Consider the following 26,396-nt stretch of genomic DNA (forward strand, 5'->3'; position numbering starts at 1 on the left):
TCGCCGCATGGCGGATTTCGAAGTGGACGTCGACCCGGCCGAGGCCGGCTTCGACGCGGCGCGGCTGGCCCGGATCGACCGGCATTTCGACCGGTATGTCGAGGATGGACGGTTGCCGGGCTGGCTCGCGGTGGTGAGCAGGCACGGCCGCATCGTCCACCTCGGCCGTGGCGGCTCCCGGGACGTCGAGGCGTCCTCGCCGGTGGAGACCGACACGCTGTGGCGCATCTTTTCGATGTCCAAGCCGATCACCTCGGTCGCGGCGATGATGCTGGCCGAAGAGGGCCTGCTGGAGCTGGACGACCCGATCTCGCGCTGGTTGCCCGAGTTCGCTGCGCCGCGGGTGTACGTCAAGGGATCGGCGCTGGCGCCGCTGACCGAGCCGGCCACTTCGCCGATCCGCGTGTGGCACCTGCTGACGCACACGGCGGGCCTCACGTACGGCTTCCACCACGGCCACCCGGTGGACGCGATCTACCGCGCGGCGGGCTTCGAGTGGGGCACCCCGCCGGGGCTCGACCTGGCGGCGTGTTCGGAGCAGTGGGCCAAGCTGCCGCTGCTGTTCCAGCCGGGCACGGAGTGGAACTACTCGATCGCCACCGACGTCCTCGGCCGGCTCGTCGAAGTGGTGTCAGGCCAGCCGCTGGACGAGTTCTTCGAGTCCCGCATCTTCGCCCCGCTGGGCATGACGGACACGGGTTTCGTGGCATCGTCCCCCTCCCGCCTGGCGGCGATGTACGTCCGAGACCCGGCATCGGGCCGAGCAGTCCGCAACGACGCATTCGGCCGCATGGGAGCATCCCGCCCGGACTGCCTCTCCGGCGGCGGAGGGTTGGTGTCCTCGGCCCGGGACTACTGGCGTTTCACGGAGATGCTCCTCCGAGGCGGCACCCTCGACGACGTCCGGCTGCTGTCCCCGCGAACGGTGGCGTTGATGGTGAGCAACCACCTGCCGGGCCGGGTGGACCTGGAGGCTTTCGGCCGCCCCCTGTTCGCGGAGATGCCTTTCGACGGCCACGGCTTCGGCCTCGGCTTCTCGGTCCTGGAGGACCCCGTGAAGGCCCGAACGTTGTCCTCCCCCGGCGAGTTCGCTTGGGGAGGAGCGGCATCGACGGCCTTCTGGGTGGACCCGGACGAGGACCTGACGGTGGGTTTCTACACGCAACTGCTCCCCTCGAGCACTTACCGCCTCCGCCCCCAGCTGCGGCAGCTGGTCTACCAGGCGCTGGTGGACTGAGCCGGCGCCGGTTCCGGCGTGCGCACGGTGGCGAGGTACCTCGCCACCGTGCTCCTCAAGTGGTCGGCGTGCTGGTAGATGTCCTCGACCGCACTGATCGGCAGGCGGGTCTCGACCTTGTTCTCGTCGAACACCCCGAGGTACTTCTTCGACCGGTTGAACCAGAGCCGCGCGATCGGTTTGCGGTTGTTGTCGTCCAGCAGCACGCCGAAGTAGGTCTTGGTGTCCCGAGCCGCCACCCGCGCGGCGGCGACCTCACCGCAGACGATGGCGCGGACGATCCGGTAGCCCTCGAGTTCTTCCTCGGTCGTGACGACCCGCTCGGTGTCATCGGCCGCCCCGGCTGCCCCGGCCTCGGCGGCCGGCGCCGGCTCCGGCTGCTCCGGCTCGATGACGCTGCCGCTCGACACGCTCACATAGGAGTCGGGCCCGCCGAGGGCGTTCTTCAGGCGGTCGTTGACCTGCTCGTTCAGGAACTGGCGAGCCGCTTTGGCCACCAACGGCCCGAACTGGTCACGGACCCGCTGCGTGAACGCGCCTTCGTACACCCGCGTGGTCAGGAACTTCACCCACTCGTCCTCGGGCTCCTTGAACTGAGCCGCGAGAATGCGCTTCAACTGCCCGATGTACTTCAGTTCGCCCGCGGCGCTGATGACGGAGTCCAGGTCGAAGGACTCCTTGGTGAGCTTGGCCAATTCGGGCAGCAGGGTGTCGTCGATGTCGGCGAAATCGAGCACCAGGAACGGCTTCGCGTCCATCCGGTTCGGGGCGTCGAGGTCGGTGTAGAACTCGTACACCTGCCCGTTCGTCAGGACGGCGATGCGGGCATTCGTCACGGCGAAGTAGCGGAACAGCTGTGAAGCGTGCTCGATCCGGAGCGGATCATTGATCTTCTTGGCCTCGACGAGGACCTGCACCTGACCGTTGTGCACGATCGCGTAGTCGATCTTCTCGCCCCGCTTGGTCCCGACATCGGCGGTGAATTCGGGGATGACTTCGGCCGGGTTGAACACGTCGTAACCCAGGACGGTGCTGATGAACGGCATCACAAAGGCGTTCTTGGTCGCCTCTTCGGTTTCGATGCCGTCCTTGTGCTTGCGGATCTTCAAGGCGAGTGCCTGCGGTCGGTTCGTTGCGTCTGTTACTGGCCGCGGAAAAGAAAATCAGGAGATTGGTCCACGGCGGTCGAGATCGGGCGGAAAATCTTGACCGCCCTCGCCCGTGGTCCTCGGGAATGCACGGACCGGATCGCCGCGGCGCTCCGCGGGGGCGGGTCGTCGTCGCCACCGCGGAGCCGTCCGCGACGACGCCCGCCGTGCCCCACTCGCTCCGGCTGGCGCTCAGCTCGGTCGGGCTCGCCGAGCTGCGCGAAGCCCTGGAGGCCGTCCGGCAGGAAGCCTCAGCCGAACGGGCCTCGGTCCGGTGCGCAGACGGTGCCCGGCGCCGGGACTGCGCCCGTGCCGAAGTAGCGGTCCAGCCAGCCGTCGATGCACGCGCTCTTTCCGCGGGCGCCGTGGCCGTACGTGTCGAGGCTCACCAGGCGTGCGTTCCCCAGCAGGCGCTCGGTTCGCTGCGCTCCCGCGTACGGCGTCTCCAGGTCGCCCTGGCGGTTGGCCAGCAGGAGGATCGGGGCCGTCGGGCGGTTCCACGGTCCCGCGTAGCGGCCCGGATCTCTCACGTCCCAAGTCGCGCACGGCAGCGTCTTGTAGACGTCGAACGGCCCGAAGCCCCGCCCTACTTCGTCCGCGCGCCGGGCGTAGTTCCACCACACGGCCGGGTCACGAGGATTCGCCGCGTCCGAACAGAGCGTGGCGCCGCCGCCCAGGAGGGAGTCGATGTCCGGTGGGCCGCCCTGTGCTGCCGGGGCGGGAGATGCCGGATCCGCCAGAGCCTGGAGGAAGGCCGCCAGGCGGGGAGCGGACTGGGCGTCGGTCAGGTAGTCGTGGATACGGGCGATCGCGCCCTGGTAGGTGACGACCACTTGGCGCCCGGTCGTGTCGGTCACCGTGATCGGGCCGCGCTCGAGCCGGTCGAGAATTGCCGGGTAGTCGAACGGGCAACGGGCGCCGCAGGCGGCCAGGAAGGATTCGAGCGCTCGCGGGGCGTCCGCGAAGCCGTGCAGGCGGTAACTCATCGGGGCGGCGCCGGTCGACCAGCGCACCGGGTCGTCGACCGCGTCGAGGGCCAGTGTGCCGACCCGGCCGGGGAACAGGTTCGCGTACGTCTCGCCGAGGTACGTGCCGTACGACTTGCCGTAGTACCGCAGCTTCGGCTCGCCGAACGCCGCGCGCAGCCGGTCCAGGTCGCGGGCGATCGTTCCGGTCGAGAGGTGGTTCGCCAGCGGACCGGCGTTCCGCTCGCAGAGGTCGGTGACCACGCGGGTGTCGGCGATCTGCTGCTGTTCGGCCGCGCGGGTCAGCGGGAACGTGCCGAGGGCTCGTTGCAGGACTTCCAGTTGGGAGGGATCGGTGAAGCAGCTGATCTTCGCACTCGCGCCGACGCCGCGCGGGTCGAACCCGACGATGTCGAAGCGGGCGTGCAACGCCGGTGTCAGCGCCGGCGCGAACCGGCCGGACGAGCCGGGGCCGCCCGGGTTGTAGAAGATCGTGCCCAGTTTGTGGGCCTGGTCGGTGGCGGGCAGGCGACCCACCGCGAGGCGGACCGTGCCCGCCGATGGGTCCTGATAGGACAGTGGGACGTCGAGGTGGCCGCATTCGTAGCCGGCCGGGCAGGAAGCTTCCCAGACGATCGGTGCGGGGCTCGCCGCGGCCGCGGGCGCAATTCCGGCGACTGCGCTCGCGACGGCCCCCAGGGCCAGCGCAACACGAAGGTTCATCACCCGATCGTCCCGGCACCGGGACCGGGGACGCGCTGGTGCGCGCCCCCGGATCCGCGGTGGGGCGGGCCCTACGCGGTGAGCTTCGGGATGATCTGCGTCCCGTAGGACGCCAGCGTCGCCTCCCGGTCGTCGTGCATCAGGTACAGCGAGAACTGGTCGACACCCAGCTCGGCCAGCTCCTGCAGCCGTTCGACCTGGGCCGAGGCCGGCCCCAGCAGGCAGAACCGGTCGACGATCTCGTCCGGGACGAACTCCGTCGACGGGTTGCCCGCCTTGCCGTGGTGGCTGTAGTCGTACCCCTCCCGCTCGCGGATGTAGTCCGTCAGCTCCCGCGGTACCGCCCCCGACGAGCCGTACCGCGCCACCAGGTCGGCGACGTGGTTGCCGACCATCCCGCCGAACCAGCGCAGCTGTTCGCGCTGGTGCGGCAGATCGTCGCCGACGTACGCCGGGGCCGCGACGCAGATCGTGATCCCGCCCGGGTCCCGGCCGGCCGCTCGGGCGGCGTCGCGGACCGCGCCGATCGTCCAGCGCGCGATCGCCGGGTCGGCGCACTGCAGGATGAAGCCGTCGGCGTGCTCGCCGACCGTCTGCAGCGCCTTCGGCCCGTACCCGGCCATCCACATCTCCAGGCGGCCGTTGCGGATCCACGGGATCTGCACGGTCTTGTCGTTCATCGTCACCGCGCGGCCTTCGGCCAGGTCCTTGACCACGCGCATGCAGTCGCGCACGGTGGCCAGGGTGGACGGCGGCTTCCCGACGACCCGGTGCGCGGAGTCGCCGCGGCCGATGCCGCAGACCGTCCGGTTGCCGTACATGTCGTTGAGCGTGGCGAACGTCGACGCCAGCACCGACCAGTCCCGCGTGCCCGGGCTGGTCACCATCGGCCCCACCACGAGGGACGACGTCGCCGCGAGGATCGCCGAGTAGATGACGAACGGTTCCTGCCACAGCACGCAGGAGTCGAACGTCCAGCCGTAGCGGAACCCGCAGTCCTCGGCGTCCTTCATCAGCCGCACGACGTCCCGCGCGGGCGGGTCGGTCTGCAGCACGATCCCGAAGTCCATGCCCCGCTCCTAGTTTAGGTACTGGTTCAGCGAGCGGGACAGGAACTTGCCGTGCGACGTCGAACCCGAGAACCCGGACGGCGACACGACGACGCGCCCCCGCGAAAGCACCGTGTGCACCCGCCCGGTGATCTCCCGTCCTTCGTACGCCGAGTAGTCCACGTTCATGTGGTGCGTCTCGGCCGACAACGTCTGCGTCGCCGAAGGGTCGTAGATCACGATGTCCGCGTCCGAACCCGCCGCGATGACGCCCTTGCGCGGGTACAGCCCGAACATCCGCGCCGGTGTCGCCGAGCACGTCTCGACCCAGCGGCCGAGCGTCAGCTCACCGGCGACGACGCCCTGGTGCAGCAGGTCCATCCGGTGCTCGACGCCCGGGATCCCGTTCGGGATGGCCCGGAAGTCGCCGCGGCCCAGCTCCTTCTGGTCCTTGAAGCAGAACGGGCAGTGGTCCGTGGACACCACGGACAGGTCGTTCGTCCGCAAGCCCCGCCACAGGTCTGCCTGGTGCGACTTCTCCCGCAGCGGCGGCGAAGCGACGTACTTCGCGCCCTCGAAGTCCGGCTTCGCGAGGTCCTCGATGGACAGGTAGAGGTATTGCGGACAGGTCTCGGCGAAGACGTTCTGACCGTCGTTGCGCGCCTCCGCGACCGCCGCCAGCGCTTGCGACGCCGACAGGTGCACGATGTACAGCGGTGCTCCGGTGACCTTCGCGAGCTGGATCGCCCGCGACGTCGCTTCTCCTTCCAGTTCCGGCGGCCGGGTGAGGCCGTGCTGCACCGGGTCGATGTGGCCCGCGGCGAACGCCTGCGCCGCCAGCTGGTCGATCGCGATGCCGTTTTCCGCGTGCATCATGATCGTAGCCCCGATTTCGCGCGCTTTCTGCATCGCGAGCAGGATTTCCCCGTCCGTGGAGTAGAACACCCCCGGGTACGCCATGAACATCTTGAAGCTGCCGACCCCGGCGCCGACGCAGGCTTCCATCTCCTTCAGCGACTGGTCGTTGACGTCGGAGACGATCATGTGGAAGCCGTAGTCGATCGCGCAGTTCCCGTCGGCCTTGCCGTGCCACTTGTCCAAAGTGGACAACAGAGAGGTGCCCTTGGCCTGCACGGCGAAGTCGATGATCGTGGTCGTGCCGCCCCACGCCGCGGCCGTCGTCCCGGTCGAGAACGTGTCGACCGAGTGCGTGCCGCCGAACGGCATCTCCATGTGCGTGTGGGCGTCGATGCCGCCGGGCAGCACGTACTTCCCGGTGGCGTCGATCGTTTCGTCGCCGGTCAGCGTTCCGGGCGCCCCGACGGCGGCGATGGTCTCGCCGTCGACGAGGACGTCCGCCAGGAGGGCTCCCGACGGCGAAACGACCTGACCGCCCTGGATGAGCGTGGTCATCAGGCCTCCGCGAGGGGGCCGTAGGTGTCCGGGCGGCGGTCGCGGTAGAACGCCCACGTGTTCCGGACTTCTTCGAGCAGGGACATGTCGAGGTCGCGCACCACGACCTCGTCGTCGGTGTCGGAGGCGGCGTCGTCGATCAGCTGCCCGCGCGGGTCGACGAAGTACGTCTGGCCGTAGAAGTCGTTGTCGCCCAGCGGTTCCACGCCGACCCGGTTGATCGCGCCGACGAAGTACTCGTTCGCCACCGCGGCCGCCGGCTGCTCCAGCTTCCACAGGTACTGCGAGAGGCTGCGGCTGGTCGCCGACGGGTTGAACACGATCTTCGCCCCGGCCAGGCCGAGCGCGCGCCAGCCCTCCGGGAAGTGCCGCTCGTAGCAGATGTAGACGCCGATGCGGCCCACCGCCGTGTCGAACACCGGGTAGCCGAGGTTGCCGGGGCGGAAGTAGAACTTCTCCCAGAACCCCTTGACCTGCGGGATGTGGTTCTTGCGGTACTTGCCGAGGTAGGTGCCGTCGGCGTCGATCACCGCGGCGGTGTTGTAGTAGACGCCGGGCTGCTCGACCTCGTACATCGGCACGATCAGCACGATGCCGTGGCGCTCGGCCACCTCCTGCATGAGCTTCGTGGTGGGGCCGTCCGGGATGGCCTCGGTGTAGGAGTAGTAGTCGGCGTCCTGCACCTGGCAGAAGTACGGCCCGTAGAACAGTTCCTGCAGGCAGACGACCTGGGCGCCCTGGGAAGCGGCGGTGCCGATGTGGTCGACCGCCGCCTTGATCATGGACTCCTTGTCACCCGTCCACCGCTGCTGGATCAGGCCGGCTCGAACCACGCTCACTGATTTCCTCCTTCGTCGTGGACAAGGGCATGGAGAGGGCGGCGAAGACGGCGAACGCGCCGACCAGGCCGACCACCCAGTTGTAGTCGTAAAGGGGCTTGAGGAACGGGATGAGACCGCCGTCGGGGAACGGCCCGCCGTAGGCGCCACCGACCGCGAGCAGGGCTCCCACCAGCGTCGCGACCAGGGCACGCCAGTTCCAGCCGCCGCTGAACCAATACACCCCATCGGGGGTGTAGAGGTCCTTCAGCCGCAGCTTCGTGCGGTTGATGACCCAATACCCGGCGACGAGCACCCCGGCGACCGCGCCGAGCAGGCCGCCGTAGAAGCCGAGCCAGGCGAAGATGTAGATGTTCGGGTCGGAGTACAGCCGCCACGGCTGGATCAGGATGCCGATGACGCCGGTGATCCCGCCGCCGACCGCGAACGTGATCTTCTTCGGGAACGCGTTCGAGAAGTCATAGGACGGGCTGACGACGTTGGCCGCGAGGTTCGCCGAGATCGTGGCGAGCACCAGCGCGACCAGCGCGACGACGACCACGACCGGGCTGGCGAACTTGTCGGCCAGCTGCGCCGGGTCCCAGATGTCCTCGCCGTAGAGCACGTGCCCGCCCGACGTGGTCAGGATGGCCACGATCGCGATGAACGTCATCGTCGTCGGCAGGCCGAGGATCTGGCCGCGGACCTGCTTGCGCTGGCTGCCGCCGAAGCGGGTGAAGTCCGGCATGTTCAGCGACAGCGTCGACCAGAACGCGATCATCGCCATCAGGGCCGGCGCGAACACCTTCCAGAAGTCCGGTCCCCAGCCGAGCTTGCCGCCGTCGGACAGGATCGGACCGAGCCCGCCCGCCTTGACCAGCACGTACCCGAGCATGATCAGGAAGCCGACGGACACCAGCGGCGCCGTCCAGTTCTCGAACCGGCGGACCGCCTCCATCCCGCGCCAGATGATGAGCATCTGGCCGATCCAGAAGACCACGAAGGACAGCCAGAGCGTCCAGTGCTGCCCCGCGACGACGGCGGAGTCGCGCCACCACGAGCCGAGCAGCCGGCCGAGGATGACGTAGATGGCCTCGCCGCCGACCCACGTCTGGATGCCGAACCAGCCGCAGGCGATGAACGCGCGCAGCAGCGCGGCCAGGTTGGCGCCGCGCAGGCCGTAGAACGCGCGGGCGAACACCGGGAACGGGATGCCGTACTTCGTGCCGGCGTGGCTGTTGAGCAGCATCGGGGCCAGCACGATCAGGTTGCCGATCGTGATGGTGAGCAGCGCCTGCACCCAGTTCATGCCGAGCGCGATGAGCGACGCGGCCAGGGCGTAGCTGGGGATGTTGTGCGCCATCCCCATCCAGAGCGCGAAGTAGTTGTAGGTGGTCCAAGTGCGTTTTTCGACCGGGACGGGGGCCAGTTCCTCGTTGAAGAACCGGCTGCCTTCGAGAGACCGGACGTCGGCGGGGTCGAGCTCGACCCGGCCGTCGTCGTGCACGCGCTGGGCTGCGGGTGTCGGCGCCATTGCGGAATCCTGCGCGCCTGGTCAGCGCCGGGGCAACGGCAGTCTGTTCACTCTTCGCTGATCAGGAGTGCAGTCTGTCGATTGCGCGAAGGGGCCTCGGAGTGCATGACCTGCGTCACACATCCGGCCGTCACGAACCGGCAAAGAGGGTGAAACGTCTCCACAGGATCTTCACACTTCACACGAACCGTCTCCACCGGGGGTGCTTAGGGTCGTGGTCATGGAACCGGGAGTGCGGCGGGTGCTCGTCGTCGAGGACGACGTCACGATCGCCGCGTCGATCGCGGCCCGGCTGCGGGCCGAGGGCTTCGGGGTGGACGTCGTCCACGACGGACCGGCCGCCGTCGAGGCGGAGGCGTCCGGGGAACCGGACCTGGTGGTGCTGGACGTGATGCTGCCGGGCTTCGACGGCCTGGAGGTGTGCCGCCGGATCCAGGGTCGGCGGCCGGTGCCGGTGCTGATGCTGACCGCGCGGGCCGATGAGACGGACCTGCTGGTCGGACTCGGCGTCGGCGCCGACGACTACCTCACGAAGCCGTTCTCGATGCGGGTGCTGACGGCGCGGGTGCACGCGCTGCTGCGGCGCGTCGACCGTTCGGCTTCGGTGGCGGGCACCCGGATCGTGCTGGGCGACCTCGAGATCGACGTCGACCAGCGGCGGGTGGCCCGGGCGGGGGTCGCGGCGCAGCTGACGCCGATCGAGTTCGACCTGCTGGTGCACTTCGCCCGGCGGCCGCGGGTGGTGCAGCCGCGGGAACGGCTGCTGTCGGAGGTGTGGGATTGGGACGTCCACAGCACGTCCGCGGGCACGCGGGCGGTGGACAGCCACATCAAGGCGCTGCGGCGGAAGCTGGGGGCCGATCTGATCCGGACCGTGCACGGCGTCGGCTACGCGCTGGAGGCGGGCTCGTGAACTTCATCCCGCGGCCGCTGGACCGGATCCGGTCGATCAAGCTGAAGCTGGCCATCCTGATGGTCGCCTCCGGCGGGATCGCGTTCGCGTTCTTCAACTGGCAGATCGGCTGGCTGCCGCCGAAGACGACGATCACCGCGATGGTGCTCGCGCTGGTGCTGTCGCAGGTGCTGGCCCACGGCATGACCCGCCCGCTGCGCGAGATGACGGCGGCGGCGCGGGCGATGGCCAAGGGCGACTACACGCGGCGGATCCGCGCGACCACCCGCGACGAGGTGGGCGAGCTGGCGCAGGCGTTCAACCAGATGGCGGGGGACCTCGGGGACGCGGACCGGCAACGCCGCGAACTGATCGCGAACGTGTCCCACGAACTGCGGACGCCGATCACGGCGTTGGGCGGGGTGCTCGAGAACCTCGTGGACGGCGTCGAGGAGCCCGATCCGGGGACGCTGAAGACGGCGCTGCAGCAGACCGAGCGCCTCGCGACCCTGGTGGACGAGCTGCTCGACCTGTCCCGGCTCGACGCGGGTGCCTCCTCGCTGCACCTGACGTCGTTCTCGTTGTGGTCGCTGTTGTCGGAGGTGGTCGGGGAGGCGGCGTTCGCGGGCCGCGGGGTGACGTTCGAGGTGTCGGTGTCGCCGGAGGGGGCGGTGGTCACGGCGGACCGCGGGCGGTTGTTCCAGGTGGTGGCGAACCTGCTGGAGAACGCGGCCCGCCACGGCCCGGCGGGTGGGCAGGTCCGGGTGGTGGCGCAGGTGCGGCCGGGCGAGGTGCGCATCGACGTGTGTGACGACGGGCCGGGCATCGCGCCGGCGGACCGGGAGCGGGTGTTCGAGCGGTTCACCCGCGGAGAGCGGCCCTCCGGCGGCGGGACCGGGCTCGGCCTGGCGATCGCCCGGTGGGCGGTGGAGCTGCACGGCGGGACGATCGGGGTGGTGGACCCGTCGCCGGGCACGGGGAGCCGGATCCGGGTGACGCTGCCGGCTTGAGGCTGGGTGGCGGTGGTCTGCGGGGACGTGCGGACGCGTGATTCGCAAAAGCGAACGGGAAGTGGGCGGAGATGCCGAAGAGCAGTGTGGGTGGGACCGGGGAACCGGGGAATCGGGTGCCGCGGGGGAAGCGGGCGGTGGCGGCCGCGCTGCGGGAGGAGGAGGGTTCGCCGGGATCGGGACCGGCGGGCTCTTCCGGCGAGGCCGCAGTGCCTGCGGGTGGTGCTGGTCGAACGGGCTTCGGGGCGCAGGTCTCAGGCGGAGGCGTCGCCGTCGCCGGTCAACCCGTCCTCTTCCGGCCGATTCCGCCGCCGAAGTCCACCGTCGTCCCGCTGCCGGCCGCTGTGCTTCCTGCCTCGGGCCTGGCCGGGGTGGCCGGGGCCCTCCTCCTGCCCCTCGACCGGCCCGGGGTCGGGTGGCTGCTCTCCGGGCTGGGCGTCGCCGCCGCCGTCGTGGTTGCCGATCGGCGCTCGCGGGACGGTGAGCCGAGCGCTCTCACCTGGCGCAACGCCGGGTGGGCCGCCCTCGCGCTCGCGCTGCTCGCCGTGGGGACCGTGCGGGCCTCCGGGTGGCTGTTCGTCCTCTGTGTCGCCGCCGCCGTCGTGGCCGGGTCCCTCTCCGTCGTCGGGGAACGGACGGTGCACCCCGTCCTCTACGACATGCTCGCTGTCCCGATCGAGGCCTTCCGCGCCATCCCGTGGGTCGGGCGCGGGGCCGGGCGCTTCGCCGGCCGCCGGGACGGGGTCGCGCGGCGGATCGCGCTCGCCGTGCTCGCCGCCGCCGGGCTCGTCGGGGTCTTCGTCCCGCTGCTGGCCAGTGCCGATGCCGCCTTCGCCGCCGTCGTCAACGCGGTCGTCCCCGAACTCAGCGTCGCGACGCTCGTGCGGTGGTGCTCCGTCTTCGCCGTCGTCACCCTGGTCGCCGCCGGGGCCTGCTACTTCCTGGCCGCTCCGGCGCCCCGCGCGTCCAATGATCGTCCACATCGGACCGAATACGGTCTGGAGTGGACGTTCCCGCTCGGCGTTCTCGTGCTGGTGTTCGGCGTCTTCGTCGGGGTCCGGCTGGTCGTGCTGTTCGGCGGCACCGGATACGTCCTGCGCACCAGCGGCCTGACGTCGGCCGAGTACGCCCGCGGCGGCTTCTGGCAGCTGTGCACCGTCACCGTCCTGACCCTGGCCATCGTCGCCGCGGCGCTGCGGTGGGCGCCCGACGCGACGAAGGCCGACCGGCTCCGGCAGCGCGTCCTGCTCGGGACGCTCAGCGCGCTGACCCTGGTGCTCGTCGGCTCGGCGTTGAGTCGCATGTGGACATACCAGGAGGCGTACGGCTTCACCGTGCTGCGGCTGCTCGTCGAGGTCTGCGAACTGTGGTTCGGCGTGGTGTTCGTGCTGGTGCTGGCGGCCCTGGTCCGGCTGCGCTCGGCGTGGCTGCCGCGCGCGGCGATCGGCACGGCCGCGGCGGCGCTGCTCGTCCTCGCCGTCCTCGATCCGGAACGCCTGATCGCCGACGCCAACCTCGACCGCGCGGCCGCCGGCAAATCCCTGGACGACCGCTACCTGGCCCGCTTCTCCGCCGACGTGGTCCCGGTCGTCTCGGCCCGCCTGCCGGAACCGCTGCGCACGTGCGTGCTGCGGCAGGTCCTGCGCGACGACACGCCGGACGGCTGGCCGGCCTGGAACATCAGCCGCTCGGCGGCCCGGGACGTGACGTTCGGCCCGGTCACCGGCTGCGGCTGAACCGGACCGGTGGGTGGTGCGTGGTTAAGAGGTGCGCGGAGCCACCGGGCCGTCGTGGGGGCGGCCCGGCGGCTTCCGCGCGTTCGAAAGCGATCGGAAACGTTCGACAGCAGCCGGAAGCACTCAGAACGCGAAGACTTCGTCCGAATCCCGGTCCGCCTCGCAGCGGTTCGCGTAGGTCGTGCTGAACGACACCGGCTTGCCGTGCCAGGTGCCGATCGCCGTGGCCTCCACCGGGGCGTAGATCAGCGTGCACGCCTGGTGCCGCGCGTTGATCCGGGAGAAGTCGCCGCCGGCGCCGGACAGCACCGCGCACGCCTTGTCGCGGTGGGGGTGCGTGCCACCCGCCGGGTCGCACGTCAGGACCACCGAGCCGATCCGGCCGGCGGTGTCGTGGGTGGTCAGCTGCAGCGTCGAGGCCGGGGGGTGCGCCGGCGCCAGACAGCCGAGGCTCATCAAGCAGGCTGCGAAGGGGAGTAGGGCCATATCGGTGTCATCGGCCGTCCGGAGTCGATCACTGTGCTGCACGTCCGGGTGAGTCTTCTTCGCTCGGCCGGGTGAGATCCCAGGCCAGCAGCGCCACATACAGCGACAACATCGACTCCGGGTCCTCCAGCCGGACACCGAGCACCTGCTCGATCCGGGCGAGCTGCTGGTAGTAGGCCGTCCGCGAAGTGTGGGCCGCCGCGGCCGCCGCCGACTTGTTGCCGCCCTGCTCGCAGTAGTGCCGCAACGCCTGGACGAGCCGGCTGCCCGACGCCGCGTCGCGCTGGACCAGCGGCCCGAGCTCCCGCGCCGCGAACGCCGTCACCCGCTCGTCGCCGGAAAGCAGGTGCAGCAGGCCGCGCAGGCGGACGTCGGACAACCGGTGCACCACCCGATCGGTGCCGGTGCCCAGCGCCGCCGCCGCGACCTGGCTCGCTTCCAGCAGCGTCCGGCGGGCTTCGGCGGGGGACGACACCGTCGTGCCGACCGCGAGCACGCCCGGGGCGCTGCCGCGGGCCTCGTGGACGTCGGTGGCGAGCCGGTGCAGCACGGCGTCGGCGTTCGCCTCCGGGGACAGCGCGATCAGCGCCCGCACGCCGAGGTCGTCCGTCGCCACCAGCGCCGACACCTTCGCGCGGCGGGCCGCCAGCACCGTCGCCTCGGCCAGCTCGCGCAGCACCGGCGGGGCCGACAGCGCCGGGCGCGCGGTCCCGGTCAGCCGCGGCCGGACCGCCAGCCCGGTCAGCTGCCGCCCGGGCAGCGGCACGGCCAGCGCCGAGGCGCGGGCCAGCAGCTCCGCCGTCGGCGCGGGCGAGGCGAGCAGCTCGGCGAGCACCGCGCGGTGGGCCTGGCGCTCGAGACCGTCGGAATCCTTGGCGACCAGCCGGTGCACGGCCAGCGCGGACGCCGCCCGTTCGGCGACCACCCGGTGGCGGTGCGGCGGCTGGTCGGCGCAGACGAGGATCAGCCGTCCCCAGTCGTGCCCGCGGGCGCCGACCACGGTCACCAGCCAGCCCGACCCCGGGTGGTAGCCGGTCCGCTCGCCGACCTGGACCACCCGTGAGCGGGACGGCCAGCCGGTGAGCAGCTCGGCCGGGTCGGTGCCCGCCGCGTCGTAGGCGAGGACCTCGTGGGAGAGCGTCTCCAGCACCACCGGCTGCTCGGTGAGCCGGGCGACCTCGCCCAGCACGACGCCGGGTTCGGCGCCCGCGACCGTCAGCGCCGTGAACGTCTCGTGCACGCGCTCGGCGGCGCGCAGCTCGGCGACCTGGGCGTCGACGATCTGGCCGTTCACCGCTTCGGTGACGCTCACGAACCGCGTCTCCCGCGAGAGCGTGACCAGCGGCAGGCCGTGCTCGTCGGCCGCGCCGACCAGCGCCGCGGGCAGCTTGTCGCTCCAGTGCCGGACCAGCTCGACCACCACGCCCGCGGCGCCGACCCCGGCCAGGTCGGCGACGTACCGGGCCAGCGCCGGGCCGTCGTCGGGCAGCGCGACGCCGGTGGTCAGCACCAGCTCGCCGCCGCGCAGCAGGTGCGCGATGTCGGCGACTTCGGCGACGTGCGCCCAGCGCACCGGGGCGTCCAGCCCGGCGGCGCCGGCGACGACGTGCGGGCGGCCCTGGCGCAGCACCGGCAGCGCGAGAACCTCGGCGACGGTCGGGTACATGGCTCCTCGAGATGATCGGCAGGGACAGACTGTACGGCCGGCAGTCAACTGACGTACACGTTGCCGATGGCCTGGCGTGGCGCCTGCCCGGAGACTCGGGACGGGATGTTGCCGAGTGCGAGGAGTGCCCGCCGTGACCGACCGCATCAGCCACTGGATCGACGGGAAGCCGTTCGGCGGGACCGCCACGCGCTCCGGCGAGGTCTTCGACCCGGCCACCGGGGAGGTCCGGGCGCACGTCGACTTCGCCGGTGACGCCGAGGTCGAAGCCGCCGTCGCCGCGGCCAAGGCGGCGCTGCCGGGCTGGCGCGGGACGTCGCTGGCCGGCCGGACGCGGGTGCTGTTCGCCTTCCGCGAGCTGCTGTCCGCGCGCAAGCACGAGCTGGCGAAGATCATCACGAGCGAGCACGGCAAGGTCGAGTCCGACGCGGCGGGCGAGATCGCCCGCGCGATCGAGAACGTCGAGTTCGCGTGCGGCGCCGCGCAGCTGCTCAAGGGCGGCTTCAGCGAGAACGCCTCGACCGGGGTCGACGTCTATTCGATCGCCCAGCCGCTCGGCGTGGTCGGCGTGATCTCGCCGTTCAACTTCCCGGCCATGGTGCCGCTGTGGTTCGTCCCCAACGCGCTGGCCTGCGGGAACACCGTGGTGCTCAAGCCGAGCGAGAAGGACCCGTCGGCGGCGGTGTTCATCGCGGAGCTGTTCGCCGAGGCCGGGCTGCCCGCGGGCGCGCTCAACGTGCTGCACGGCGACAAGGCCGCCGTCGACGGGCTGCTGACCCACGCCGACGTCAAGGCGATCTCGTTCGTCGGGTCGACGCCGATCGCGCGCTACGTCTACGAAACCGGCACCCGGCAAGGCAAACGCGTCCAGGCCCTCGGCGGGGCGAAGAACCACATGGTGGTGCTGCCGGACGCCGACCTCGACCTGGCCGCGGACGCCGCGGTGTCCGCCGGCTTCGGCTCGGCGGGGGAGCGGTGCATGGCGGTGTCGGTGGTGGTGGCCGTGGACCCGGTCGGCGACGCGCTGGTGGAGAAGATCACCGAGCGGATGTCCCGGCTGCGCGTCGGCGACGGCCGCGACCCCGCGTCGGAGATGGGGCCGCTGGTGACGGCGGCGCACCACACCCGGGTTTCGTCCTATGTGGACGCCGGGGTGTCCGAAGGTGCTTCGCTGGTGGTGGACGGCCGCGGGATCGAGGTGCCCGGGGACGGCTTCTGGCTCGGCCCGACGCTGTTCGACCACGTCCGCCCGTCGATGTCGATCTACACGGACGAGATCTTCGGCCCGGTGCTGTCGGTGGCCCGCACGGCCTCGTACGACGAGGCCCTGGAGCTGATCAATGCGAACCCGTACGGCAACGGCACGGCCATCTTCACCGGCGACGGGTCCTCGGCGCGGCGGTTCCAGAACGAGGTCGAGGTCGGGATGGTCGGCGTGAACGTGCCGATCCCGGTGCCGGTCGGCTACTACTCGTTCGGGGGCTGGAAGGACTCGCTGTTCGGCGACAGCCACGCGTACGGGCCGGAGGGGTTCCACTTCTTCACCCGGACCAAGGTGGTCACCTCCCGGTGGCCGGACCGGTCGCACGCCGGGGTCAACCTGGGCTTCCCGCGGAACTCCTGAGCGCGGCCCGGCTCGCGTCGTCCGCGGGACGGCCGATCAGCAGCCGCTGGCCGGCGTCCCGCACCGGCACGAGGACCTCGAAGTCGACGGTGAGCACCCCGGCGCCGGGGTGGCGCAGCACCTTGCTCCCGCGGCCGGTGCCCCCGACGTCCCGTTCCGCCCACCACCGCGCGAACTCTTCGTTGCCGCTGGTGCATTCGGCGATGAGCGCGGTCAGCACGGGGTCGTCCGGGTGCGCGGCCCACGCGGCGCGCAGGTGGGCGATCCCCTCCCGCACCACGCGTTCGCGGTCGACGTAGTACTCGCGGATCTCCGGGTGCACCAGGCACAGCCACATCGCGTTCCGCCGGGCCGGTGGCAGCTCGGCGAAATCCAGCAGCAGGTGGGCCATCTCCGCGTTCCAGGCCAGGATGTCGAAGCGGTGGTTCAGCAGCATGGCCGGCAGCGGTGACAGGTCTTCGACGAGCCGGGCGAGCGCCGGCTCCGCGGTGGTGACGGGGTCGCCGGTGCCGCGGGGACGTTGCCCGGTCAGGTCGAAGAAGTAGGCGCGTTCTGCCCCGGTCAGGCGCAATGCCGCCGACAGCGCCTCCACCACGGCCGCCGAAGGGCGCAACCCGCGTGCCTGCTCCAGGCGTACGACGTAGTCGACGCTGACGCCGGCCAGCTCGGCGACCTCTTCGCGGCGCAGCCCCGGGGTCCGCCGCGACCGGCGTACCGGCAGGCCGAAGTCGCGCGGGTCCAGGCGTTCCCGCCGGGTCCGCAGGAACGCGGCCAGCTCCCGGGTAGCGGTGATCATGCCCGGTCCAACCACCGGGGTGGGACTCGTGTTCCCAGGAAGTTCCCTCCCTTACCCCCGGTCCGCGGTGGCCCGAGGCTGGTGCCCGACGACCGAGTTCAGGAGGAACTGATGGCTCTCACCCTCGACACCTACCGGCTGCTGGGCCGGTCCGGGCTGCGGGTTTCCCCGCTGGCGCTGGGCACGGCGACGTTCGGCACCGAGTGGGGCTGGGGCGCGGAGAAGGACGAGGCGCGGCGGCTGTTCGACACCTACGTCGAGCGCGGCGGCAACTTCGTCGACACCGCGCCCACCTACACCGACGGCAGCTCCGAGCGCCTGCTCGGCGAGTTCGCGCGCGACCGTCGCGAGAGCCTGGTGCTCGCGACGAAGTACTCGACGCTGCGCCGCCCCGGCGACCCGAACTCCGGCGGCCCGCACCGCAAGAGCCTGTTCGCGTCCGTCGAGGCCAGCCTCCGGCAGCTGGGCACGGACTACCTCGACCTGCTCTACCTGCACGTCTGGGACTTCACGACGCCGGTGGAGGAGATCCTGCGCGGCCTCGACGACCTGGTCCGCCGGGGCACGGTCCGGTACGTGGCGATGTCGAACGTCCCGGCCTGGGAGGTCTCGCGGATGCAGGCGATCGCCGACCTGCGGGGCTGGTCGCCGCTGATCGCGCTGCAGGTCGAGTACAGCCTGATCCGGCGGGACGCCGAGCGCGACCTGATCCCGATGGCGCGGGAGCTTGGCCTCGGCGTGACGCCGTACTCGCCCCTGGGCGGCGGCGTGCTGTCGGGCAAGTACCGCGGCGCCGGGTCCGGAGGGAGCACCCGCCGCGGCTTCAACGCCGGGCTGGGCCTGGTCACCGACCGCACGCTCGCCGTGGCCGACGCCGTGACCGAGGTCGCGGCGTCGGCGGGCCGCACGCCCGCCCAGGTCGCACTGGCCTGGACGCTGGGGAACCCGGCCGTGACGGCCCCGATCGTCGGTGCCCGCACGCTCGCCCAGCTGGCGGGCAATCTCGGTGCCCTCGACGTCGAGTTCACGCCGGAGCAGCTGGCCCGGCTCGACGAGGTGAGCGCGATCGAACTCGGCTACCCGCACGATCTCCTCGGCGGCGACCACCTCCGCGCGGTGGCCCGCGGTGACCTGGTGATCGAGCCCCGGGCTACGCCGGGAGGACGTTGATCAGCAGCTTGGACCGCGGCGCGATCAGGACGGTGTTGTTCCGGCCGGGCTCGATCCGCTCGCGGAGCTTCCGCTCCAGCGGGTAGGTCCGGCCGCCGGCGCGGAGGCTGAACGACTCGAGGCTCTTGAACCCCTCCGGGCTGCGGTGCAGGCCGATCGGGTACTCGTCGGTGAGGCGGGCGCTGTCGAAGTCGTGCGTCCAGCCGGTGACCGCGACCAGCCGGCCGCCGAACGCGTCGGCGAGCCGGCGCCAGCAGACGAACGCGAACCAGCCGGTGATCGCCAGGAGCGGAACCACCGTGCCCAGTACCTCTCCCGCGGTCTCCGCCACGAGGGCGATGCCTACCGTCACCACGAGACCGGCGACGGCCACGGCCGCCGTCATCCAGAAGGTCAGGTCGAGCAGCGTGCCGCGCTGCGCGGGGTGGAGCCGGCCGGTGCGGTTGGCCGGCTCCACCTCGGGCCGGTCGTTCACTCGGGGTGCTCCTTCTCGTAGGCCTCCTGGGCCTCGTGGTAGCGGTCGTACTGCTCGTTCTCCTGGCGGCGGCCCTCGGTCGCCACGCCGATCCCGTCGGCGAAATTGAACCCCGGCACCCCGTCGCCTTCCTGCCACTTCTTCTGGTTCAGGACGCTGCGGCCCTCTTCGGAGTACCGGCCCGGGCCTTCCAGCTTCTCCCGGAAGGGGACGCGCTCCTTGGCGGCGTCGCTCCAGCCCTTCGCCGTCTCCTCCGCCGGCTTCGCCTCGCGGCCCGCCTGCTTCAGCTCGTTCGCCCGGCGCTCGATGCCCGCCGCCGTCTCGACGCTGCGGTCCACGATCCGGTCGGTCGCCTTGCCCGCCTTCTTCAGCGCGTTCGCCGCGCCTTCGAGCGCCGCCTTCGACTTGCCCGCGCCCTTCGCCAGGCCCTCCAGCTTTTCGACGATCTTCGCGATGCGCGTGCTGATCTTCTCCGCCAGCACCCCGCCCTCGATCACCGTGTCCGCGATGAACGCCGCGATCGTCCCGCCGAACGTGCACCACGAAGCCGCCAGCGCGGCCAGCGCCTTGACGATCAGCTCGCCCACGAACGACGAGATCAGGTCCCGGATCAGCCCGCGCTCGGTGCCGACCAGCGCCGCGCCGACGTTCATCGCCGTCGACGCGCCTTCGGCGTGCGAAGCCGCGCCGCGCAGCACGCCGACGTAGCTCTCGGCCGTCCGCTGGTACGCCTCCGCCGACCCGCAGTCGCTGAACGACTGCTGGACCTGCTTGGCCTTCCGCTCGTAGCTCTCGGCCGTCTCGGTGAGCTGCTTCGCGATGTTCGTCCAGGTCATGGCCTTGGCGGTGATCGCTTCGGGCTTGCCCGCGAGCTTGTCGAGGCCGTCCTTGAGGAAGCTGATGTGCTCGATCAGCCAGCCGACGCCCGCGCCGGCAAGGGTCCCGAGCGGGTCCATCGCCGCGCCGAGCAGGTCGAGGGCGTCCGTGCCGACGTCCAGCGCGAGGTTGCCCCAGTCGCCGTGGCGCGCGTCGGTGAGCGTGGCCGCCGCGTCGTTGAAGATCCCCGCGCCGCCGGTCTGCGCGTTGAGGTTGTCGAGTTCGCCCTTCGAGCCGTCGCCCATGCCGCTCCAGAAGCCGCCGGCCGGTTCGGCCGTCGCGACCAGCGGGTTTTCCGTCATGCGGGCAGCTCCTTGCCGATGCCTTCGAGCAGGCACTTCGTCTTCTGCTCGTGCTCGCGGAACGCGGTGTGCGCGGTCTTCACCCGGTCCGCGACCTCGTGGCCGGCCTCGACCGCCGCGGCGAGGAAGCCGTCGGCCGTCGTCAGCCACCCCTGGATCGGGACCGCGAAGACCTGGCCGACCAGCCCGAACGCGTCGAAGTCGAGGGCCTGTGCGGTGCCCGCCGCGTCGAGTGCCTGCTGGACCTGGCCGGCGATCTCCCGGATCTCGTCCTCGTGCCCGCCGAGCACGTCGAAGTCGACCCTCAGACCCTGCGGAGTCATCAGAGCCCCCGGCGCAGGACCGGGCCGCCGAAGTCGTCGTCGGACGGCGGTTTCCGGCGCGGTTCTTCGGCAGGGACTTCCGGCGCCGGAATCTGTTCCTTCAGGAATTCCATCGCCTCGCTGCGCTCGCCGATCACCGGCGCCATGACGGCGGTCAGCTGCTGCGCCGCGTCGAGCTGGGCCCGCTTGGCGGCAGCCAGGACCGCCTGGGCCAGCCGGGTCCGCGGCAGCTCGTCCGCACGCGGCCCGAACCGGAGTTCCTGCAGCGCACCGGCGGTGTTGACGGTGACCGTGACGGCCCCGTCGGCGCTCGTGGCGGTCGCCGAGACGCGCTGCAACCGCGCCTTCGCCTCGGCCGCGCGCCGGGCGATTTCGGGCATACCGGCCGTAGCCGGGTCAAAATTGTTCACGGCGACCTCGTCCGTCGGGGAAAGCTGCGTCGATCAGAGGGAGCAAACCGGTTTTCGGTTCCCCGTTCAAGTCGGAAAAGTATTTCGAGAACAATTCATGGGAGCCCGTTTGTGTGCTCTTTACCCGGCGGGGGCGGGCCGCGTTGAGCGCGACCGGCTCAGGCTTCCGTAAACTCGGATCGAGCAGCGAGCGAGGTAGGTGAGGAACCGGTGGCCAACGCGGAGGAACGCCGCTTCGACGTGCTGCGCGCGATCGTGGCCGACTACGTGTCCAACCAGGAGCCCGTCGGGTCCAAGGCGATCGTCGAGCGGCACAACCTGGGTGTGTCGAGCGCCACCGTGCGCAACGACATGGCGACGCTCGAAGAAGAGGGCTACATCACCCAGCCGCACCCCAGTGCCGGCCGCGTGCCCACCGACAAGGGCTACCGCCTCTTCGTCGACCGGCTCTCCGAGATCAAGCCGCTGAGCGCCGCCGAGCGCCGCGCCATCACCACCTTCCTCGACAGCGGCACCGACCTCGACGACGTCCTCAGGCGCTCGGTCCGGCTGCTCGCCCAGCTGACCCGGCAGGTCGCCGTCGTCCAGTACCCGATGCTGACCAACGCCAAGGTGCGGCACCTCGAAGTGGTGCCGCTCACCCCGGCCCGGCTGATGCTGGTGCTGATCACCGACAACGGGCGCGTCGACCAGCGCACGGTCGACCTCGGCGACGTCGTCGTCGAAGAGGACGTGGCCCGGCTCCGCACCGTGCTCAACGCCGAGATGTCCGGACGGCGGCTCAACGACGCCGCCGCGCGCGTCGCCGAACTGCCCGACAAGTCGCCCGGCGAGCTGCGCGACGCGCTCATCCGGATCACCACCGTGCTGGTCGAATCGCTGGCCGAACACCCGGAGGAACGCCTGGTGCTCGGCGGCACCGCCAACCTGACGCGCAACGTCGCCGACTTCCCGGGCTCGCTGCGGCAGGTCCTCGAAGCGCTCGAGGAACAGGTCGTCGTCCTCAAGCTCCTGGCCGCCGCGCGCAACCCCGGTGCGATCACGGTGCGCATCGGTGAGGAAAATGAAGACGAGCAGATGCGCAGCACCTCGGTCGTCTCGATCGGCTACGGCCGCGACGACGTGGTGCTCGGCGGCATGGGGGTGGTCGGCCCGACCCGGATGGACTACCCCGGCACGATCGCCGCGGTGCGGGCGGTCGCCAACTACGTGGGGCAGATCCTGGCCGGCCGCTGAGCCGGGCAGAGCAGAAGGAGAAGCAGAGACGGTGGCGAGGGACTACTACGGCATCCTCGGGGTGGCCAAGAACGCGAGCGATCAGGAGATCAAGCGCGCGTACCGGAAGCTGGCCCGGGAGCTGCACCCCGACGTCAACCCGTCGGAAGACGCGCAGCACAAGTTCGGCGAGGTCACGACGGCCTACGAGGTGCTGTCCGACCCGCAGAAGCGCAAGATCGTCGACCTCGGCGGCGACCCGATGGACGGCGGCGCGCGCGGCGGAGGCGGCGGCGACCCGTTCGCCGGCTTCGGCGGCCTCGGCGACATCATGGACGCCTTCTTCGGCGCGGCCGGCGGAGGCGGCGGGCGAGGGCGCGGCCCCCGCAGCCGCGTCCAGCCCGGCTCCGACGCGCTGATCCGGCTCGGCCTCACCCTCGAGGAGTGCGCCACCGGCGTCGACAAGGAAATCGCCGTCGACACGGCCATCGTCTGCGACCTCTGCCGCGGCGCCGGCACCAGCGAAGGCACCTCGGTCAAGACCTGCGACACCTGCGGCGGCGCCGGCGAGGTCCAGTCCGTCCAGCGGTCGTTCCTCGGCCAGGTCGTCACCGCCCGCCCCTGCCCGGTCTGCCGCGGCTTCGGCGAGGTCATCCCCGACCCCTGCCGCCAGTGCGGCGGCGACGGCCGCATCCGCGCCCGCCGCAACGTCACCGCCAAGATCCCGCCGGGCGTCGGCGACGGCATGCGCATCCGGCTCTCCGGCCAGGGCGAAGTCGGCCCCGGCGGCGGCCCGGCCGGCGACCTGTACGTCGAGATCGACGAGACCCCGCACGAGGTCTTCGTCCGGCAGGGCCACGACCTGCACTGCAACTTCCGCATCCCGATGACCACGGCCGCCCTCGGCGCCACCGTGCCCATCTCGACCCTGGTCGACGGCGACTACGAACTCGACGTCGAACCGGGCACCCAGCCCAACGCCGAAATCGTCCTCACCGGCAAGGGCATGCCGCGACTGCGGTCCTCCGGCCGCGTCGACGGCCGCGGCGACCTGCACGTCCACATCGACGTCGTGGTCCCCACCAAGCTCGACGAGGCCCAGCGCGACCTCTTGGTCGAGCTGGCCCAGCAGCGCGGCGAAGAAGTACCGACGCTGGCCTCCAACGGCACCAAGCACGGCGGGCTGTTCTCCAAGCTCCGCGCCAAGAACCACCGCTGAGCCGTGCCCGACACCACCCTGCCGGTCTTCCTCGCCGCCTCGGTCCCGGCCTCGGGCCGCACGGTCCTCGACGGCGAGGAAGCCCGGCACGCGGCAACCGTCCGCCGCCTGCGCGTGGGCGAACGGCTGATCCTCTCCGACGGCGCCGGCGCGATGGCCCGCTGCGTCGTCGAGAGCGTCCAGGCGGGACGCGACGCCCAGGTGACGCTGACGGTCGAGCAACACTGGACCGAGAAGCCGCCCGCACTGCGCGTCCTGGTCGCACAGGCACTGGCCAAGGGCGATCGCGGGGAGCTCGCGGTCGAGCTCGCCACCGAAGCCGGGGTCGACGCGATCGTCCCGTGGCGGGCTTCGCGGAGCGTCGCGAAGTGGGAGGACGGGGCGCGCGGGGAGAAGGCGCTCGCGCGGTGGCGGGCGACGGCCCGGGCAGCGGCGAAACAGGCGCGGCGGGCGCACGTGCCGGACGTCACCGAGCCGGTGACCACCGGGGAGCTGGCCGGGCTCGTGGCCACCATGTCGCTGGCCATCGTCCTGGAGTCGGACGTCCCCGACCGGCTCGCCGACCTGCCGCTCCCCGACGCGGGAGACGTGTTGCTGATCGTGGGACCCGAGGGCGGGATCACGGACGAGGAACTCGCCGCGCTGCGCGAAGCCGGCGCCCGCGCGGTACGGCTGGGAACGACGGTCCTGCGCACCTCCACCGCGGCCGCCGTGGCACTGGGAGCCCTCGGCGCCCTCACCACCCGTTGGCAGTAGCCCACGGCGAAAATCGACGCCATATTTTTGCGCCCAGTTATGGCGCGATCACGCTCCGACCCGTTACTCTCATTTACTAACGCACCGACCATCGGCTCGGTGCGCACTGGGAAGAAAGACTCCGCCGGGCACCTCCCCCCTCGGTCCGGCGGCCGCCGCGGCCGCGGTGAGGCGACCCCCAGGCTTCACCGCCGCCGCGGCATCTCCTTGCTCGCTTCGCTCGCCGTCGAGCCGCGGCTTTGGCTTCGTCCTCTTCTCTGGGGGTCAAACCCCCAGACCCCCAGCCGGGGGCAAGCCCCCGGACCCCCCGCTAGTTGGGTGGGTGGTTGTGTTGTGCTGGGCGTGTTGCTGGCTCGGCGGCCTTCGGCCTTCTCGCTCGTGTGGATCGGTGTTGGGTCTATAGGGTGCTCTCATGAGCGGAACTGAGGCTGAGACGCTGTTTGAGCGGATCATTGGCGGGGAGATCCCGGCCGATGTCGTCTATCAGGATGCGAGCACCTTTGCCTTTCGGGACATTCGGCCGCAGGCTCGGGTTCATGTGCTCGTCGTTCCTCGGAAGCGGTACCGGAACCTTGCCGAGCTTGCCGCCGGGGATGCTCAGTTGCTGAGTGATGTTGTTGCCACCGCCCGTAAGGTTGCCGAGCTCGAGGGCATCGTCGAGAGCGGCTACCGGGTTGTCTTCAACACCGATGAGGATGCCGGGCAGACCGTCTTCCACGTGCACGCCCACGTCCTGGGCGGCGAACCGCTCGGGCTGTTCGGGGCCCCGGACCAGGACTAGGGAAACCGGCCTGCGTCCGATCGGTGGGTGCCAGTAGCATCGGTGGGGTCCGTTCTCCCTCACCGAGAAAGCAGGCCTGAGGCCACGTGGCCGGAACCGTACCGGGTGGTGCCGCCCGACCCGACGTCCCCGGAGACGTCGCCAAGACCGAGGATGCCGCCGTCCAGGCCGCGCAATCCCGGTTTCCCATCCCCGACGCCGCCGCCCTGAGCCTGCTCGGCTCCCGCGACGAGAACCTCCGGGTCGCCGAGGAACTCCTCGCCGCCGACGTGCACGTCCGCGGCAACGAAGTCACCCTGACCGGGACACCCGCCGACGTCGCGTTCGCCGAACGCGTCTTCGCCGAACTCGTCCAGCTCGCCACCGGCGGCCAGCAGGTCGGCCCCGACACCGTCCGCCGCACCATCGGCATGCTCTCCACCGGAGACGCCTCGCCCGCCGAGGTCCTCAGCCTCAACATCGTCTCCCGGCGCGGCAAGACCATCCGCCCCAAGACGCTGAACCAGAAGCGGTACGTCGACGCCATCGACAAGCACACCGTCGTCTTCGGCATCGGCCCCGCCGGCACCGGCAAGACCTACCTCGCCATGGCGAAAGCCGTCCAGGCCCTCCAGGCCAAGCAGGTCACCCGCATCGTGCTGACCCGCCCGGCCGTCGAAGCCGGCGAACGCCTCGGCTACCTGCCCGGCACCCTGAACGAGAAGATCGACCCCTACCTGCGGCCCCTCTACGACGCGCTGCACGACATGGTCGAACCGGAGTCGATCCCGCGGCTCATGCAGGCCGGCACGATCGAAATCGCGCCACTGGCCTACATGCGCGGTCGCACGCTCAACGACGCCTTCATCATCCTCGACGAGGCCCAGAACACCACGCCCGAGCAGATGAAGATGTTCCTCACCCGGCTCGGCTTCGGGTCCAAGATCGTCGTCACCGGCGACATCACCCAGGTCGACCTGCCCAGCGGGCAGCGCAGCGGCCTGCGCGTCGTCCGCGACATCCTCACCGGCGTCGAGGACCTCCACTTCGCCGAACTGACCAGCCAGGACGTCGTCCGGCACCGGCTCGTCGCGAGCATCGTCGACGCCTACGAGAAGTGGCAGGCCGTGCAGGACGCCCAGCAGAACGACGGCTGGAAGGGCAACCGGCGTTGAGCATCGAAATCGCCAACGAGTCCGGCGTCGACGTCGACGAGACGTCCATCGTTTCCGCCGCCCGCTACGCCCTCGACAAGATGGAGGTCAGCCCGCTCGCCGAGCTGTCCATCCTCCTCGTCACCCTCGACGTCATGGAAGACTTGCACGAACGCTGGATGGACCTCCCCGGCCCCACCGACGTCATGGCCTTCCCGATGGACGAGCTCGACTCCTCCCGCCGCCCCGACGCGCCCGACGCGTCACCGGCCCTGCTCGGGGACATCGTGCTCTGCCCGGCCTTCGCCAAGGACCAGGCCAAGACCGCGGGCCACGCCCTGATCGACGAGCTGCACCTGCTCACCGTGCACGGCGTGCTCCACCTCCTCGGCTACGACCACGCCGAACCCGCCGAGGAACGCGAGATGTTCGCCCTCCAGAAGCGCATCCTCGGCGAATACCAGGAGGCCGTCGCCGCGCTGGAGAAGCGGGACGCCCAGCGCAACACCGACGACCGCGTCCTCGGCATCGCCGGCCTCGACGCGCCCGCCGCCGCCGAGCCACCCGCCGGGGAAACGCCCTAGTGTCGCGCCCCAATCCCAGCGCCGGCCCAAGCGCCCCAATGTGGCGTTCGGTGCG

General features: G+C 71.1%; 25 protein-coding genes. 12 read left to right on the top strand and 13 right to left on the bottom strand.

Going from position 1 to position 26,396, the window contains the following annotated elements:
* Window positions 1-7 precede the first annotated feature (7 nt).
* The gene (locus tag ACWEVN_RS16675) at window positions 8-1,237 is read left to right on the top strand and encodes a serine hydrolase domain-containing protein (protein ID WP_452051828.1); all 1,230 of its coding nucleotides are present in this window, start codon (window positions 8-10) and stop codon (window positions 1,235-1,237) included.
* Here ACWEVN_RS16675 and ACWEVN_RS16680 read toward each other — a convergent pair.
* The 6 genes from ACWEVN_RS16680 to ACWEVN_RS16705 all read right to left on the bottom strand — a co-directional run bounded on the left by ACWEVN_RS16680 (window position 1,216) and on the right by ACWEVN_RS16705 (window position 8,887).
* A complete protein-coding gene (locus tag ACWEVN_RS16680) occupies window positions 1,216-2,346 on the bottom strand; it encodes a type I restriction endonuclease (RefSeq protein WP_452051829.1) in 1,131 nt (376 codons plus the stop codon). The two genes, ACWEVN_RS16675 and ACWEVN_RS16680, sit on opposite strands and share 22 nt — an antisense overlap.
* A gap of 290 nt (window positions 2,347-2,636) precedes the next feature.
* Window positions 2,637-4,073: an alpha/beta fold hydrolase gene (locus ACWEVN_RS16685; protein WP_452051830.1), complete on the bottom strand. Its 1,437-nt coding sequence runs from the start codon at window positions 4,071-4,073 to the stop codon at window positions 2,637-2,639.
* 71 nt (window positions 4,074-4,144) lie between these two features.
* Window positions 4,145-5,143: a TIGR03842 family LLM class F420-dependent oxidoreductase gene (locus ACWEVN_RS16690; RefSeq protein ID WP_449686572.1), complete on the bottom strand. Its 999-nt coding sequence runs from the start codon at window positions 5,141-5,143 to the stop codon at window positions 4,145-4,147.
* 9 nt (window positions 5,144-5,152) lie between these two features.
* Complete coding sequence (gene hydA, locus ACWEVN_RS16695) at window positions 5,153-6,535, bottom strand: dihydropyrimidinase (protein ID WP_449686573.1); 1,383 nt, start codon at window positions 6,533-6,535, stop codon at window positions 5,153-5,155.
* Complete coding sequence (locus tag ACWEVN_RS16700; protein ID WP_449686591.1) at window positions 6,535-7,317, bottom strand: nitrilase-related carbon-nitrogen hydrolase; 783 nt, start codon at window positions 7,315-7,317, stop codon at window positions 6,535-6,537. The genes hydA and ACWEVN_RS16700 overlap by 1 nt, the downstream gene beginning before the upstream one ends.
* Window positions 7,318-7,327: 10 nt before the next feature.
* A complete protein-coding gene (locus ACWEVN_RS16705) occupies window positions 7,328-8,887 on the bottom strand; it encodes an NCS1 family nucleobase:cation symporter-1 (RefSeq protein WP_452051831.1) in 1,560 nt (519 codons plus the stop codon).
* A 241-nt stretch (window positions 8,888-9,128) separates the two neighbouring features.
* Between ACWEVN_RS16705 and ACWEVN_RS16710 the strand changes: the two genes are divergently transcribed.
* The 3 genes from ACWEVN_RS16710 to ACWEVN_RS16720 all read left to right on the top strand — a co-directional run bounded on the left by ACWEVN_RS16710 (window position 9,129) and on the right by ACWEVN_RS16720 (window position 12,525).
* Window positions 9,129-9,800 carry a response regulator transcription factor gene (locus ACWEVN_RS16710; protein ID WP_449686592.1) on the top strand — a complete coding sequence of 224 codons (672 nt, stop codon included), beginning with the start codon at window positions 9,129-9,131 and terminating at the stop codon, window positions 9,798-9,800.
* Complete coding sequence (locus tag ACWEVN_RS16715) at window positions 9,797-10,789, top strand: HAMP domain-containing sensor histidine kinase (protein ID WP_452051832.1); 993 nt, start codon at window positions 9,797-9,799, stop codon at window positions 10,787-10,789. Before ACWEVN_RS16710 ends, ACWEVN_RS16715 begins: the two co-directional genes overlap by 4 nt.
* Before the next feature lie 371 nt (window positions 10,790-11,160).
* Entirely contained in the window at window positions 11,161-12,525 is a 1,365-nt protein-coding gene (locus tag ACWEVN_RS16720) for a DUF4153 domain-containing protein (protein WP_452051833.1), read from the top strand.
* A gap of 123 nt (window positions 12,526-12,648) precedes the next feature.
* Here the strand turns inward: ACWEVN_RS16720 and ACWEVN_RS16725 are convergent, their stop codons facing one another.
* Both ACWEVN_RS16725 and ACWEVN_RS16730 read right to left on the bottom strand, forming a co-directional pair.
* Window positions 12,649-12,981, bottom strand: a complete 333-nt coding sequence (locus tag ACWEVN_RS16725) for an SSI family serine proteinase inhibitor (RefSeq protein WP_452051834.1) — start codon at window positions 12,979-12,981, stop codon at window positions 12,649-12,651.
* 58 nt (window positions 12,982-13,039) lie between these two features.
* Window positions 13,040-14,677, bottom strand: a complete 1,638-nt coding sequence (locus ACWEVN_RS16730; protein WP_449686578.1) for a PucR family transcriptional regulator — start codon at window positions 14,675-14,677, stop codon at window positions 13,040-13,042.
* A 133-nt stretch (window positions 14,678-14,810) separates the two neighbouring features.
* Here ACWEVN_RS16730 and ACWEVN_RS16735 point away from each other — a divergent pair, with 133 nt between their 5' ends.
* Window positions 14,811-16,301, top strand: coding sequence for a CoA-acylating methylmalonate-semialdehyde dehydrogenase (locus ACWEVN_RS16735; RefSeq protein WP_452051835.1), 1,491 nt, complete (start codon window positions 14,811-14,813; stop codon window positions 16,299-16,301).
* Here the strand turns inward: ACWEVN_RS16735 and ACWEVN_RS16740 are convergent.
* Entirely contained in the window at window positions 16,273-17,097 is an 825-nt protein-coding gene (locus tag ACWEVN_RS16740; RefSeq protein WP_452051836.1) for a helix-turn-helix transcriptional regulator, read from the bottom strand. The two genes, ACWEVN_RS16735 and ACWEVN_RS16740, sit on opposite strands and share 29 nt — an antisense overlap.
* Window positions 17,098-17,208: 111 nt before the next feature.
* Here ACWEVN_RS16740 and ACWEVN_RS16745 point away from each other — a divergent pair, with 111 nt between their 5' ends.
* On the top strand, window positions 17,209-18,267 hold the full coding sequence (locus ACWEVN_RS16745) for an aldo/keto reductase (RefSeq protein ID WP_452051837.1): 1,059 nt from the start codon (window positions 17,209-17,211) through the stop codon (window positions 18,265-18,267).
* Here the strand turns inward: ACWEVN_RS16745 and ACWEVN_RS16750 are convergent.
* The 4 genes from ACWEVN_RS16750 to ACWEVN_RS16765 are packed head-to-tail and all read right to left on the bottom strand — an operon-like array spanning window position 18,248 to window position 20,623.
* The gene (locus ACWEVN_RS16750; RefSeq protein WP_452051838.1) at window positions 18,248-18,742 is read right to left on the bottom strand and encodes a hypothetical protein; all 495 of its coding nucleotides are present in this window, start codon (window positions 18,740-18,742) and stop codon (window positions 18,248-18,250) included. The genes ACWEVN_RS16745 and ACWEVN_RS16750 overlap by 20 nt on opposite strands.
* A complete protein-coding gene (locus ACWEVN_RS16755) occupies window positions 18,739-19,920 on the bottom strand; it encodes a PPE domain-containing protein (protein ID WP_452051839.1) in 1,182 nt (393 codons plus the stop codon). Before ACWEVN_RS16755 ends, ACWEVN_RS16750 begins: the two co-directional genes overlap by 4 nt.
* Window positions 19,917-20,243, bottom strand: coding sequence for a type VII secretion target (locus tag ACWEVN_RS16760; protein WP_452051840.1), 327 nt, complete (start codon window positions 20,241-20,243; stop codon window positions 19,917-19,919). Before ACWEVN_RS16760 ends, ACWEVN_RS16755 begins: the two co-directional genes overlap by 4 nt.
* A complete protein-coding gene (locus ACWEVN_RS16765) occupies window positions 20,243-20,623 on the bottom strand; it encodes a YbaB/EbfC family nucleoid-associated protein (RefSeq protein WP_452051841.1) in 381 nt (126 codons plus the stop codon). The genes ACWEVN_RS16760 and ACWEVN_RS16765 overlap by 1 nt, the downstream gene beginning before the upstream one ends.
* 240 nt (window positions 20,624-20,863) lie before the next feature.
* Here ACWEVN_RS16765 and hrcA point away from each other — a divergent pair, with 240 nt between their 5' ends.
* From hrcA to ybeY, 6 genes are all read left to right on the top strand, one after another.
* Window positions 20,864-21,889 (top strand): heat-inducible transcriptional repressor HrcA, encoded by a 1,026-nt coding sequence (gene hrcA, locus ACWEVN_RS16770; protein ID WP_452051842.1) that lies wholly within the window; start codon window positions 20,864-20,866, stop codon window positions 21,887-21,889.
* A gap of 31 nt (window positions 21,890-21,920) precedes the next feature.
* Complete coding sequence (gene dnaJ, locus ACWEVN_RS16775; RefSeq protein WP_449686587.1) at window positions 21,921-23,087, top strand: molecular chaperone DnaJ; 1,167 nt, start codon at window positions 21,921-21,923, stop codon at window positions 23,085-23,087.
* A gap of 3 nt (window positions 23,088-23,090) precedes the next feature.
* Window positions 23,091-23,843 (top strand): 16S rRNA (uracil(1498)-N(3))-methyltransferase, encoded by a 753-nt coding sequence (locus tag ACWEVN_RS16780; protein ID WP_452051843.1) that lies wholly within the window; start codon window positions 23,091-23,093, stop codon window positions 23,841-23,843.
* 412 nt (window positions 23,844-24,255) lie between these two features.
* On the top strand, window positions 24,256-24,624 hold the full coding sequence (locus tag ACWEVN_RS16785) for a histidine triad nucleotide-binding protein (RefSeq protein WP_449686589.1): 369 nt from the start codon (window positions 24,256-24,258) through the stop codon (window positions 24,622-24,624).
* A gap of 86 nt (window positions 24,625-24,710) precedes the next feature.
* Complete coding sequence (locus ACWEVN_RS16790) at window positions 24,711-25,778, top strand: PhoH family protein (protein ID WP_013228400.1); 1,068 nt, start codon at window positions 24,711-24,713, stop codon at window positions 25,776-25,778.
* Window positions 25,775-26,341: an rRNA maturation RNase YbeY gene (gene ybeY, locus ACWEVN_RS16795; protein ID WP_449686590.1), complete on the top strand. Its 567-nt coding sequence runs from the start codon at window positions 25,775-25,777 to the stop codon at window positions 26,339-26,341. The genes ACWEVN_RS16790 and ybeY overlap by 4 nt, the downstream gene beginning before the upstream one ends.
* Window positions 26,342-26,396 lie beyond the last annotated feature (55 nt).

The organism is Amycolatopsis sp. NPDC003861 (assembly GCF_053605405.1).